This is a genomic window from Staphylococcus haemolyticus (assembly GCF_006094395.1).
Taxonomy (GTDB): domain Bacteria; phylum Bacillota; class Bacilli; order Staphylococcales; family Staphylococcaceae; genus Staphylococcus; species Staphylococcus haemolyticus.
In genome coordinates this window covers 1,315,794-1,329,081 of sequence record NZ_CP035291.1, presented here as the reverse complement: position 1 = coordinate 1,329,081, position 13,288 = coordinate 1,315,794, and the positions used below count along the sequence as shown (strand labels likewise).

General features: G+C 29.4%; 17 protein-coding genes and 1 riboswitch. All 17 genes read right to left on the bottom strand.

All coding sequences use genetic code 11. The features are described 5' to 3' along the window. Window positions 1-11: 11 nt before the first annotated feature. Window positions 12-1,103, bottom strand: coding sequence for a glycine cleavage system aminomethyltransferase GcvT (gcvT, locus tag EQ029_RS06450; protein ID WP_011275675.1), 1,092 nt, complete (start codon window positions 1,101-1,103; stop codon window positions 12-14). A 76-nt stretch (window positions 1,104-1,179) separates the two neighbouring features. Continuing rightward, a riboswitch (glycine riboswitch) is annotated at window positions 1,180-1,295 on the bottom strand. Then, the gene (locus tag EQ029_RS06445) at window positions 1,292-1,810 is read right to left on the bottom strand and encodes a shikimate kinase (RefSeq protein WP_037558203.1); all 519 of its coding nucleotides are present in this window, start codon (window positions 1,808-1,810) and stop codon (window positions 1,292-1,294) included. Its footprint overlaps the riboswitch before it by 4 nt. A gap of 159 nt (window positions 1,811-1,969) precedes the next feature. After that, entirely contained in the window at window positions 1,970-2,440 is a 471-nt protein-coding gene (locus EQ029_RS12935) for a prepilin-type N-terminal cleavage/methylation domain-containing protein (protein ID WP_046464809.1), read from the bottom strand. After that, the gene (locus tag EQ029_RS06430) at window positions 2,379-2,678 is read right to left on the bottom strand and encodes a hypothetical protein (RefSeq protein WP_037558199.1); all 300 of its coding nucleotides are present in this window, start codon (window positions 2,676-2,678) and stop codon (window positions 2,379-2,381) included. Before EQ029_RS06430 ends, EQ029_RS12935 begins: the two co-directional genes overlap by 62 nt. Continuing rightward, a complete protein-coding gene (gene comGD, locus EQ029_RS06425) occupies window positions 2,659-3,027 on the bottom strand; it encodes a competence type IV pilus minor pilin ComGD (protein WP_123955564.1) in 369 nt (122 codons plus the stop codon). The genes EQ029_RS06430 and comGD overlap by 20 nt, the downstream gene beginning before the upstream one ends. Before the next feature lie 64 nt (window positions 3,028-3,091). After that, window positions 3,092-3,412, bottom strand: coding sequence for a competence type IV pilus major pilin ComGC (gene comGC / locus EQ029_RS06420; RefSeq protein WP_057504819.1), 321 nt, complete (start codon window positions 3,410-3,412; stop codon window positions 3,092-3,094). Between the two features lie 13 nt (window positions 3,413-3,425). Continuing rightward, on the bottom strand, window positions 3,426-4,490 hold the full coding sequence (gene comGB / locus EQ029_RS06415; protein ID WP_037558195.1) for a competence type IV pilus assembly protein ComGB: 1,065 nt from the start codon (window positions 4,488-4,490) through the stop codon (window positions 3,426-3,428). Next, the gene (comGA, locus tag EQ029_RS06410) at window positions 4,462-5,436 is read right to left on the bottom strand and encodes a competence type IV pilus ATPase ComGA (RefSeq protein ID WP_011275668.1); all 975 of its coding nucleotides are present in this window, start codon (window positions 5,434-5,436) and stop codon (window positions 4,462-4,464) included. Before comGA ends, comGB begins: the two co-directional genes overlap by 29 nt. Window positions 5,437-5,487: 51 nt before the next feature. Beyond that, the gene (locus EQ029_RS06405; protein ID WP_011275667.1) at window positions 5,488-6,114 is read right to left on the bottom strand and encodes an MBL fold metallo-hydrolase; all 627 of its coding nucleotides are present in this window, start codon (window positions 6,112-6,114) and stop codon (window positions 5,488-5,490) included. Window position 6,115: 1 nt separating this feature from the next. After that, window positions 6,116-6,439, bottom strand: a complete 324-nt coding sequence (locus EQ029_RS06400) for an MTH1187 family thiamine-binding protein (RefSeq protein WP_011275666.1) — start codon at window positions 6,437-6,439, stop codon at window positions 6,116-6,118. Then, the gene (locus tag EQ029_RS06395; protein ID WP_037558191.1) at window positions 6,439-7,425 is read right to left on the bottom strand and encodes an ROK family glucokinase; all 987 of its coding nucleotides are present in this window, start codon (window positions 7,423-7,425) and stop codon (window positions 6,439-6,441) included. Before EQ029_RS06395 ends, EQ029_RS06400 begins: the two co-directional genes overlap by 1 nt. After that, window positions 7,422-7,625 carry a YqgQ family protein gene (locus tag EQ029_RS06390; protein ID WP_011275664.1) on the bottom strand — a complete coding sequence of 68 codons (204 nt, stop codon included), beginning with the start codon at window positions 7,623-7,625 and terminating at the stop codon, window positions 7,422-7,424. The genes EQ029_RS06395 and EQ029_RS06390 overlap by 4 nt, the downstream gene beginning before the upstream one ends. Further along, entirely contained in the window at window positions 7,609-9,066 is a 1,458-nt protein-coding gene (locus tag EQ029_RS06385) for a rhomboid family protein (RefSeq protein ID WP_011275663.1), read from the bottom strand. The genes EQ029_RS06390 and EQ029_RS06385 overlap by 17 nt, the downstream gene beginning before the upstream one ends. A 15-nt stretch (window positions 9,067-9,081) precedes the next feature. Beyond that, the gene (locus EQ029_RS06380; RefSeq protein WP_011275662.1) at window positions 9,082-9,618 is read right to left on the bottom strand and encodes a 5-formyltetrahydrofolate cyclo-ligase; all 537 of its coding nucleotides are present in this window, start codon (window positions 9,616-9,618) and stop codon (window positions 9,082-9,084) included. Between the two features lie 236 nt (window positions 9,619-9,854). Further along, entirely contained in the window at window positions 9,855-10,004 is a 150-nt protein-coding gene (rpmG, locus tag EQ029_RS06375; protein WP_057504820.1) for a 50S ribosomal protein L33, read from the bottom strand. Window positions 10,005-10,120: 116 nt separating this feature from the next. Then, on the bottom strand, window positions 10,121-12,166 hold the full coding sequence (locus EQ029_RS06370) for a peptidoglycan D,D-transpeptidase FtsI family protein (RefSeq protein WP_011275660.1): 2,046 nt from the start codon (window positions 12,164-12,166) through the stop codon (window positions 10,121-10,123). A 127-nt stretch (window positions 12,167-12,293) separates the two neighbouring features. Next, complete coding sequence (locus tag EQ029_RS06365) at window positions 12,294-12,893, bottom strand: superoxide dismutase (RefSeq protein ID WP_037558187.1); 600 nt, start codon at window positions 12,891-12,893, stop codon at window positions 12,294-12,296. Window positions 12,894-13,288 lie beyond the last annotated feature (395 nt).

Sequence of the window (13,288 nt, the reverse complement as noted above, 5' to 3'; positions counted from 1 at the left end):
ACACCCCTTAATTATTTTTCAATTTGGTTTTTCTTAACAATTTTAGCTTTAAGCTGTCTTTTACGTACTTGAACTAATAATTCACGTCCCATTTCAAATTCATCTCGCTTAATAATTGCCATAGCGATTGATTTACCTGAAGATGGTGCTTGTGTTCCTGAAGTAACTTCCCCAATTTCATTACCATCAAGGTCTAAAACAGGATAACCAGTTCTTGCAATACCTTTATCAAGTAACTCTAAGCCAACAGTTCTACGTTCTGAACCATTTTCTTTTTGGTCTTTTAACACTGATTTACCGATGAAGTCTTCTTCAATCAGTGGTTTAGCAGCAAAAGCAATTCCGCCTTCATATGGTGTGATAGATTCTGTTAAATCTTGACCATGTAATGGTAGGCCAGCTTCTAATCTTAATGTATCACGTGCACCGAGACCGCATGGAACTACATTATGTTCAATGAAGCCGTTCCAAATGTCTACTGTGTCTTTTGCTTCACAATAGATTTCAAATCCGTCTTCACCTGTATAACCAGATTGAGATAAGATAACATTTTTTCCAAATAGAGTAACGTTTTGTTGGAAATCAAATGGTTTCATTTCACTTACATCTATATCAACTAACCCGCTTACCAAATCTCTTGCTTTAGGACCTTGAACAGCTAACTGACCGAATTGATTAGATACATTTGATACTTCAACATCAAATTTAGGTGCATGTTTTTGTACCCAAGCAAAATCTTTATCTGTATTTGCAGCGTTAACAATTAATAGATAATCATTGTCGCCAATTTTGTATGTTACTAAGTCATCAATAATACCGCCTTCTTCGTTACATAAAGCAGTATATTGAGCTTTAGTATCAGTAAGGTTGTTAGTATCGTTTGAAAGTAAGTATTGGACAAATTTACTTGCATCATTGCCTTTTATAGAGATTTCTCCCATATGGCTTACATCGAACATACCTACTTCATATCTAACAGCATTATGTTCTTCTTTGATACTTGTAAATTGAACAGGCATTGCCCATCCACCGAATTCTACTATTTTTGCACCACTGTCAACATAATTTTGATACAATGGTGTTTTTTTTAATTCGCTTGTCATTAGAAAACCCCCTATAATTTTTATAAAAAACAGAGTAGCAAATAGCTACCCTGTTTATACACTTAATCCAGGAATGCGTAGCAGTATTATCCTTTTGCCTGAGAGTTTAGTAGTTAACTTGCACCTTCGGCGATAAAAATCATTGTACTTAAATTTAAGTACAATATTTTTATTCTCTCTAATACTGATCAACCGCAAGTAAGATAATTTATAATCTCATTATAAATTTCTCTGATTGTTTTATCACTATTCACTTTCATGAATGCGATTTCATTATATCTTGAAATCCTTGATAAATACAAGTTATTTAACTGTTTTTTGGATTTATCAATTGCATTTGGTCTATGTTTGTCGTTTGTTACTCTCTTAACGATGACATCTATGTCACAATCTAGCCAAAAAATGTATTTATACTGTTTCAAATAATTTAGTGATTCAATATATTCGATAACGCCACCACCTGTTGCAATAACATCGTATTTTTTTGTGCATTCAGTTAAATAGTTATATTCTATCTTCCTAAAACCGATTTCTCCAACTTCTTCAAAGATTTCTGGTATTGTTTTATTTTCCTTTATTTCTATGTATACATCTAAATCTATGAAACTTAATTGTTTTTCTAATGATAAGTATTCTCCAATAGTACTTTTACCTGTGCCCATAAAGCCGATAAGAATTATTGGCGAATTTTTTTTGTTCAATAGCATCACCCTTTTTCAAATAGTTGATTTATCTTCAAATCATAATAACTATTAATGTTATGAATTGTCTTCAATTTTAAACTATATTGAGTTGTATAAAAAGAGATGATTGATAAATATATGATAAATATGAGCATAGTATATATGCTTATAAAACCTTTATAATTATAAGTAAAGTGATTTGTCATAGTAATTCTCCCTACTTCCAATCCTTAGAAACACTCCTATAATTCCTTTATGATTGGAAATGAACTTCGCATTTAAAACATTATTTAGTAGTGTAATATTTCCTCTATTGTTACTTACAAAAATAATTTTATGATTTTGATATTTAATGAAACTATTTTGATTTTGTTGTTTGAGTAAAATTGAATGTTCATCAATTAATTTTAAAGATATTGCTTTAGAATTGGTCATTTTATTAAGGTCCAATTGAAAAAATGAATATTCTAATTGGTCAAATTCATAGGCCGCACTTAAGTAAGTATCAGTCAAACGAAATAGATGGGGTATTATAGTTAAAATAATTATAGTAATTAATAAGGATATTAGCATTTCTATAAAAGTAAATCCTTTAGTTACTGAGGTGAACACAGACCTTATTCTTGGATAAACTATTATTATTGCATATCGCATTTTTATAAATTTTAATTTCATATTTTCCTATAGTAATCCCCTTTTTTAATTCTTTAATATTATAATATTTTTGACTTGTGATGATAGCACTTTTCATATCTAAAATTTCGTATTGATTACGTAAATTGAAATTTAATTGTTGTAATAGAGGTAAAAAAATTAAAGTAATAATAGTTATAATCATAAAGCCTAATAAACTATCAATTAATAAACTTCCCCTAATTTGATAATTTAACAAATCTTATCCTTCCTTTATCAATGTTAAAAATTACTCTGTAAATATTCTCTTTAGCTTTCAAAATGATTGATCCAAAACGATTGATTTTACCTTCATTATTGAATGTTATGGTGTGTACTTTTGCAACTGAAATAATTTTAGTGCCAAATAATCCTAATTTGTATTTATTTCCATTTTGTTCAATAATATTCATTTCTGTGGCTTGTTTGCTAAATACAATTGTAATTGATTGGTTCTCAGCAATTGCTTTTGATTTTATATACTCTAATTGGGTGATAATATTTTTTACTTTTAATTCACTTTCGATTAAATCTAATTTAGTTTTTGTATAAATGCTTGGGGAAATCATAATAATTATTATTAAAATTAATAAGGTAAGCAATGTTTCAAGAAGAGTAAACGCATTAATTTTACTAGTTCGCAATAGCCTCACCATTAGATATTGTAATTGTTTCTCCCGATCTGCATTGTTTTTGTTCTTCTTTTATAAGGCCATCATTTATAAGATCATTTATATTAGAAGGTGTTCGATTATGTTTTAATGTATATGCTTCTATTTGACTATTTATCATTTTGACTTGAGCTTCACAACCTGTGGACTGGATATGAGCTGTTTGTTTTGCAATGTTTGGAATAATTAATATTAGTAATACGCTGATAATTAGTAATACTAATAACATTTCTATTAGAGTAAAGGCTTTTAACTTTTTTAAATTTTTAAAGTGATTCTTCATATTAAACTCCTTATCATTTAATATTTTGCATTAACTGAAACATTGGTAACATAATTACTAAATACAAACTAACAATGAACAAGCCTAGAAACAGAAAAATAATTGGTTGAATGATTTTTGTATGAAGAAGTGATTTTTCTTTAAATCTATTAATTAAAATACTTGAGTAAATTTTAAGTTCTATATCTAATTTGGCACTTTTTTCTCCCTGCTTTATAAATTTAATTAAGTCTTTTTGAAAACACGGCATCATAGCTAAACTATTTGCTAAAGTTTCACCTCTATTAGTTTTATCCATTAAAAATTCTCCTAGAAACCTTAAATATTCATTATCATTTTGTTTAATATATGTTGTAACAATGTCCTGTAAACTTACGCCATTTTTATAAAATAGACTTAAATCATTAGATATTTGATAAGTTTTAAAAATTTTATAATAGCTATTAAACAAAGGTATTGATGATAAAATAATTATTTTTTTAGAAGTTTCTATTCGTAATAATACTATGGTTAAAATTACAAAGATTAAAATTAAAATAGTAATGAAAAAGATTAAAAAAGCGGGAAAAGAAGTAATCATTGAGGTTAAGAATTTCTGGTAAAATGATAAATTTACATCCATAGAAATGTATAGTTGTTCAAATTGTGGAATGACAGTATAGTTTAAAACTACTATCATACACATAAAAATACAGCATAATAAGAGTGGATATTGAACAGCTTTAATTACTTGCTGTTTTGCAGATAAATTTGTCTTTAAATATTTAATGGACTCCTCTAAAGCGTTTTCTAAATTACCATATTTTTGTGAAAAATAGATTTGAGTTGTAATTGAATTTGGATAACCTATCAAATTTAATACTTCATAACATGTTTCACCTGACTTAATAGATGCTATGATTTTATTTTTTAATTCTTTATCTCTGTATTTGAAATATAGGTTGATGAACTCAAAACTCTCTAAAAGTGTGAAGCCACTTTTTAATAAGTTTGACAGTGTTTCAAGTAAGTGAATCATTTGTGCACTCGTTAAATTCTTAGATGACAATTTAAAAATATTTACTTGCAGTATCTTCACAAATTGTTCCTTCTTTAGATAATAAATTTAATTGCTGTTGTAAATTATTAAAATTATGTGGCATTGTTTGTTCATGCTCGAAGAAAAATTGTATCTGCTTTTTATCTATTGTTTCACAAATTAAGCGACGCTCATTCTGAGTAGTCGTTATTAATCTTTGATTAGAAATGATATTGATCGATTGAGTTAATTCTTGAATTGAAATTCCCATCTCAAGTAATCGAAGTAATGCACCTCTACAATTAGTGGAATGCATAGTTGATAATACAAGATGTCCACTCAAACTAGCTTGAATTACACATTTAGCAACTTCTGCGTCTCTTATTTCACCTATTAAAATAATATCAGGATCACATCTTAATATAGCTTTAAATGAACTTACGTAGTCGATACCTGCTTTTTTATTAATTGATATTTGAGTAATTCCCTTTAGTAATTGCTCAACTGGGTTTTCGATAGTGATGACATTAAGATTTAATTCTTTATATGCATGTAGAACCATTTGATACATCAGAGTGCTTTTTCCGGATCCTGTGGGTCCAGTTAATAGAATTAATCCCTGTTTTTTATTTACTAAGTGTTTAAAATCGTTAAATTCTTTATATTCTTTTTTTGCTTGAAAATATTGAGGAATTATCCTAATTACACAACTTTCTATACCTAAAGACAAAGGTAATGTTGAAATCCGTAAATAAAAAGTAGATTTAGCTTGATAAGTATAACGACCACTTTGAGCGGATTGATGAGATGAAACGTCCAAACCTGATTTGAACTTCATAAATACTAATAATTTTTGATATACATCTAAGTTGAATATTTCATAAAGTTCAAGGTAATCATTAATTCTAAATTTAATATGAACTTCATCAACTGTAGGAATAAAATGTATGTCACTCGCATTTTTTGAAATAGCTTTATTAACTATCTCTCTGAATAATAGTTTCAAAAAAACACCTCCTACATATATAAACGTAAGAGGTGAAGAATTTACTTTATTTTATTGGCCATCTAAAAATGGATTTAATTGCTCATCATCTACTGTTGTATAAGGACCATGGCCAGGGAATAATGGTAAATCGCCTTCTAATTCAAATAATTTATCTTTAATAGAATCAACCAGTGTTTCATAATCACCGCGATATAAGTCAGTACGACCTATACCATTGTTAAATAACGTGTCACCGACTACAGCGAAATCCTCAAATACATACGTCAAACTTCCAGGAGAATGACCAGGAGTATGCAGTACATTGAATTCAAATCCTTCAATATTGTACTCACCTTCATCTAAATGGTTTGGTTTAACGTCACTAGTAATTAAAGGCATACCATATTGCTTAAACTTAGCAGAACCATTTTTATCAGGATCCTTTAGAAAACTAAACTCTTCTTTATTCATGTATAAAGGTACTTCATATTTATTAACGACATCGTCTAATGCACCAATATGATCAAAGTGCGCATGTGTTAATAAAATTGCTTTTAATGGTTTGTTAATTTGATTTAATTTTTTAAAAATCTTATCAGGTTCACCAGCTGGATCGATTAATATAACACTTTCTTCATTTTCAATAAAATATGCATTAGTATCTACCAATCCTAAAGTTAAGCTTGAGATTTTCATATTATTCTCCTTGATTATCGATATGTTTTTGAACTGATTTTAGTTTATCGTTCATTTTACGAGATTTATCGCGTCTATCATCTATACGTAAGTTTGTGCAAACTCTATCAATACCTTTATTAAACGGCAATTCATGGATTGCTTGTACTACTTCGAATAAGTCTTTTAAATCCCCTTCGATTAGAGTATTCATTGGAGTTAATTGATAATCAATTTTGCCTTCTTGTTTAAAACTTTCTAATTTCATTTGTATCTCTGCAATATATTTACTAACACTTGGTCCTTCAGTTCCAACTGGAATAATAACTACATCAACAATAGCCATTATTTAACACCACCCTTTTCTAATATATATGTTTTAATTAGCCCTGCTGCACCAGTTATTCCTGCATCATTACCTAGTTGAGCTTGAACAATTTCAGTATCTTTTTGAGCCGGAGTGAATGTTAAGTTGTGGTACTCAGTTTTTATATTTTCGATTAAAATCAAACCAGCTGTTGACATACCTCCACCTAAAACGATGTATTTGGGATTGCTTGTTGCGCTAATAATACTACATAAATAAGCGATGTGGTTTGCCACTTTTTCAGTAATAAAGATACAGAATTGATCACCTGCTTTAGCGGCATCAAATACGGCTTTAGCTGTAACTTTATTGTCTTTTATTAACGGTAATATTGATGATTTAAACGTTAATTTTGGATAATAAAAATTAACCAAATTAACGACACCAGTAGCTGAAGCAACAGTTTCTATACAACCTGATTTACCACAATTACAATTAAAGCGTTGATCAAAATCAGTTCTGATGTGACCTATTTCTGCTCCTGATCCATTATGGCCATGGACAAGTTCACCATTAGAGATAATACCTCCGCCTAAACCGGTACCTAATGTTATAGCAACTACATCGTCAGCACCTTGACCTGCACCTTTATGTTTTTCTCCTAATGCCGCTACATTAGCATCATTATCAACATACACAGGACAGTTAATAAATTCACTAAATATTTGTCGAACATTTACACTACCTGGCCAATGCAAATTAACTGCCCCATTAACAATGCCAGTTTCAAAATCAACAGGCCCTGGTACACCAATTCCAACGCCAATGACATCATCAATTTTTAATTGGTGAGTTGAAAGTGTTTCGTTAAATGAATCATAGATATTCTTTAATAATGTTTTACCCGTGTGGTCAGACGTATCTGTTTTAATAGACCATTTGTGTAGTTGTTCGAGTTCGCCATTGAATATTCCCAGTTTACAAGTTGTCCCACCAATATCTGCTGCTAAAATAATATTTTTCATTTATCCTCATTCCTTCTTTGGTTAATTAATAAAATACATTTTAGGTATTCATCTTTAGATAATAGTTCATAATGATATAATGATTTTATTTCTTGTAGCATCATTTCATACATGTCGTTTGGATTTTTAAAATAGATAATAAATCCATAACGCTTTAAAAGCTGTAATACATCATAGAAATTTTTAATTTCTCGATTCATTTGATTGATCCAACTCTTTTTTTAAATTTTTATAATCATTATCGTCAGAATTAATAGTTAAAGCTTTTTTTACATATTTGAGTGCTTTTTCATTATCATCAAGTGCTCTATTTGCAATTGCAAGTTCATAGTTCAAAAGACCAGAATTTGGATGGTTTTTTAAACCACGTTCCCAATCCGCCATGCCCTCTGCTCTAGAACTTGTAGCTGCAGTTATAAGCCCTTTTAAATAATACGTTCGATCGTCATCATAACCTTTGTCAATTGTATGGTTTACAATTGAACTTGCCTCTTTATAATTATAGTCTAATATAGCATCCTCAATTAATTTATCATAAATATTTTCTTCTTTAATAGTAAAAATTCTTACTTGTAATGCAACAAACAAAACAAGCAATATAATTAAGAAAATCCAAAATAAATTACGATTGTGTGTGAAATAATAACCAATTAAAGTGATTAAAACACCACCAATAAATCCTCCTAGATGAGCCATAATATTAATATTAGACATAAATAATGATAAAACAATTAGCACTAATAATGCGATTAACATTTGTCCAATTGTTTTTTTAGAATAGGTCTTACTTACAAACATCATTGCAAAAATTGAGCCTATTAGCCCGAAAATAGCTCCACTAGCACCTACAGATACAGTATGAAGATTAAATGATAGTGAAATAAAATTTCCGAGTAAACCAGAAATCACATAAATCCCTAACATTCTTAATGGGCCGACTATAGATTCGACTATCTTACCGAAAATAAATAATGACAGCATATTCATTAGAATGTGCTCAAAATTAAAGTGTAGAAACATGGATGTTATAAGACGATACCATTCGCCATGAACGACGTTAAAGTGTACTAATCCACCTAAATCTAACAATTTAACATCGGAAAAATGATTTAGATAAAGAATCATTATTAGCCATATTAAAACGTTAATTATGATTAACCCATATGTCATAGGTGTAAAACGCAACATATGTTTATCAATTGGATTTTGTGACAATACACGTCGCTTATAGTAATTTGATAGTTTGTTATCTTGTCTAAACATTAATTTAGTTAATATATTATTATGAATCAATTTATGTAAATCATTGTTATTTGAAATACACATGCTTTCTATTTTAATGGGACTAGAGTCAGCGGATTTGATATTATCAAATATTTGATCTGTGAAATAATAATATTTAACGCTTTTCAATTTAAAATTGAGGTCATCCTCATATTGTTGATAATTATCCAACATTTTAGCTTTATCAAACTGAATTTCTTGGTTCGAAGCGATATCTTTCCTAAATATCACTAGCTTGTTTTTCTTTTTATGTATAAGCCAAATTTCACTATCATTTTTATCAATATTTACAATGTGATAATTGTGATATTTTATAAAATAATAGATTGACTTCCAGAAGTATTTTTCTGTATCCATTAATTCCTCCAAAATTTAAGTATTGAAAATTATTAATTTTTCAACAGGTTGATCATGGGATTCGATTTCAAACTGTGTTAATTGTAGGTCATAAATTAAACTAATAGTATTGGCATTTGAATCACTTAAGAAGCGATCATAATATCCTCCACCATAACCTATTCGATAACCATCATCTCTAAAAGCAACTCCAGGAACAACAATTAAATCTAATTGATCAGTAATTTCAGTGTCATCATTAACATATAATAAGCCTTTTTCATCTTTTTCAAGACGGTTTAAAGATAATAGTTGTTTAAAATTCATTTCTTTTAATTTGTAGTTTGTATTAGGAACAAAGACTTTCTTACCATCAGATAACATCGTTTCGATGATGGGATAAGTATCTACTTCATGAGTCATAGATAAAACAATACCTATTCTTTTCGCATTTTTATATTCAGTATTATTGATTAATTGATTCTTCAACCATGCGTCTGCACGAAGTTTGTGTTCTTTATCTAATTGTTTCATTTGAGATAATATTTCTTTTCTAATCTCTTTTTTACTCATAACATCCCCACTCTCTAAACACTATATATATTATAACGTTATTAAAAGATGATGTCATTTAGATGAAATAAAAAAAGGAGCTAGACAGAATCCATTATGGATTCATAGTCTTGCCCCTGTAAGGATGACTTGAGCCGAAAAACGCAACTCTAGCGTTTAACTATCAAGTCGGCTACTGCAAATTAGCAATGTAGTCTTATAATATTATTTTTGAAACAAACTCTTTAGATGAGTTATTATTTAGTTTCACGGTGTAAAGTGTGTTTATTATCACGTGAACAATATTTTTTCATTTCAACACGTTCAGGATTAGTTCTTTTGTTTTTAGTAGAAATGTAGTTTCTATCTCCACATTCTGTACAAGCTAATATTACATTTACGCGCATGTTAAATCCTCCTTACCTTTTCTAAATACGACTTTATTATCATACCACTTAGTACAATAATTGAAAAGTATTATTTTTTATACATTAATAATTTCAATCAATTAAAAGTGAATTGGTTACTTTTTATCATCAAAATAATAATTAATGACGTCTCTACCTAAATCTCCGCCATTTAACCATGGTGGTGGAACAGGTTGATTGGTGTAAACAATTGAAAATGATAGTTTAGGGTTATTGATTGGTGCATAACCTATATAAGTTGAATTAACTCTTGATTCACCATCTTGGAATACTTCGGCAGTACCAGTTTTCCCTGCAGAAGGTACTTTTGTTTTGTGGAAACTTGAATAGCCTGTTCCATCTTTTTCATTGAATGCCATTTCAAATCCTTTTTGTACTTCTTTAATTTCATCTTCTGAATTATTTACTTTGTTTAAGACATTGCCTTTAATTTTTTGTTTAACTGGACCTATGTCATCACTATTTGTAGCATCATGAATTGCTAATCCAATGTGTGGTTGAATTCTATAACCATCATTAGCTATTGTAGAAACGTACTGTGATAATTGAATTGGACTATATGTGTCATATTGACCAATTGATAAATCAAGATAATTGCCTGAATTGTTTGTTAATGGTTCAATTTGACCTATTGTTTCATTTGGCAAGTCAATACCTGTTTTAACTCCCAATCCGACTTGATTAAGCCCTTTTCTTAATTTCTGGCCAGCTTCACTTATATCTGTAGGTAAGCCCATTCCACTATAGTAAGGATCTCCGGCTAATTTAAGAGCAGTTTTAAACATATATACGTTTGAAGAGTGCATTAATGCTTCTTTATCATTAATTCTGACTTTATCATTTTTATTAAAGTATGAGCGCTTTGTTAATCCACCTTTAAAATGAAGTGGCTCATCTATCATTTCCTCGCCAACTTTAATCGCATTATTTTGATATCCAGCTAATAGGGTTCCACCTTTTACTGAAGAACCAACTGCAAATTGACCAGTAAAGTTCCCTAAATCATAATCTGTTAGCTTACCATTTTTATCGATTTGTTTTCCTGCCATAGCTAAAATATCGCCATTTTTAGGATTTTGCACTACAATAAGCGCGTTATCCATATCTTTAGCACCTTGACTGCGTAACGTCTTGATTTGATTTTCTAATAAAGATTCTACTTTCTTCTGTAAGTCTATATCAATTGTTAACTGTAAATCATCGCCTCTAGATCCAGGATTAATGACTTCAGAGTTTATGACTTTTCCAGATTTATCAGTAGTATATTTCATTTCTTTTTTCTTACCACGTAAAATATCTTCATATTGATACTCTAAATAGGATTTACCAACTCTATCATTCCGAGAATAACCTTTAGCTAAATATTGTTCGGTCAATTCTTTAGGAATACCTTCACTTGATGTAGATACACTACCAAATATACTTCTTAATGTATCACCATAAGGATAGCGTCGGTCCCAATCCATAGTTGTATTTACACCTGGAAGACTATCAAGTTGTTGTGACACTGCAGCATATTCTTTTTCACTTACATCCTCATTCTTAATTGTTTGCGGGTTCATGGTAGAACCAGCAGACATTTCACGATAAATTGCTAAAACTCGTAAGTCTTTTTTTGATAAACTATTAATTTGTTTGTCTCCAACCTTTTTATATAATTGTTTATCATATTGATCTTGGGTAATACTACCTTCATTTAACATTGAAGTTTCTTTTTTCATTAATTTGTCTACTTCATCTTGGTGTTTCTGAATCCAAAAATCTTGTTTATCTCTTTCAGTAATTTTGTCAGTTTTCATAGTAATGAGAGATGACAATTTTTTTGCAGTATCGAGCATATCTTTTTGACTTGTTTTCCTAGATCTTGTGTATGTAATCGTTAGTTTAGAAGCATTATCTACTAATACTTTTCCATTCCTATCAAGAATTCTTCCCCTAGGAACAGATTCATTTACAGTTATGTTTTCATCGTTTTTAACTAGTTGGCTGTATTGGGAGCCTTGCGCAATTTGTAAATATCCTAACCTTAAAACTATAATTCCAAATATAACTACAATAGCACCAAACACAAAACTTATTCGTTTATTCATTGTGTGCTTTATTTTTTCGTCATTAGACTTTTCCTTTAACCTTTTAAGCAAGATAACCTACCTCAATTATTAAACATGTTTACTCATAAATGATATATGAAAATCAAACATATTACCATCATTTTAATAAAAAAAGTGGCCTCTTATAGAGACCACATGTTAAATAGGAGATATAGAATTATTTTGTTGCATTGTATAATTCGTCAACTTTTTCCCAGTTAACAACATTCCAGAAAGCACTAATATAATCTGGACGTTTGTTTTGATATTTAAGGTAATATGCGTGTTCCCAAACATCTAAACCTAAGATAGGTGTTTTACCTTCCGTTAATGGGTTATCTTGGTTAGGTGTAGTAACAATTTCTAACTGACCATTGTTAACTACTAACCATGCCCAACCTGAACCGAAACGAGCTGCTGCTTTGTCAGCGAATTCTTTTTTGAATTCATCTAAAGAGCCCCATTGTTCTTTGATTTTATCAACAACAGTACCTTTTTCTTCAGAATTAGGAGTTAATAATTCCCAGAATAATGAGTGATTTAAGTGTCCGCCACCATTATTACGAACAGCTGTTTGAATATCTTCAGGTACACTATCTAAATTAGCAACAATTTCTTCAATTGATTTAGATTCAAGATCTGTTCCCTCAACTGCAGAATTTAATTTGGTAACATACGTGTTGTGGTGTTTGTCATGATGGATTTCCATAGTTTGTTTGTCAATGTGTGGTTCTAATGCATCTGCTGCATATGGTAAATTTGGTAATTCAAAAGCCATAATTAATCATCCTCCTAAAAATTCGTTACATTTATAATAACAAGTTATTAACTAAGCAACAAAATATTTGCTTGCAACTAATATTAATACGCTTATTATCATCTTACTTTTATAATATAACTCAAAATGATAACTTTTAAACATAATTACAGACTATAATTGGTTATTTTTAAATAATTCCTACTTTTGACCTATGTATATCAAATTTTTTTAATTACATTTAATTTTAAGATTGTTAAATTAAACTGGAGTATGAATTGTTTTCTATTTTGTAAATCTATTAAATTTTTAATGGAATTTCAGTCAACTGACTCAAAAAAACTGAGAAAGCTACAATTAACACTTTCTCAGTTTAGATTGCTAATATATATTTGCAATTTTGTCTTACAATAATT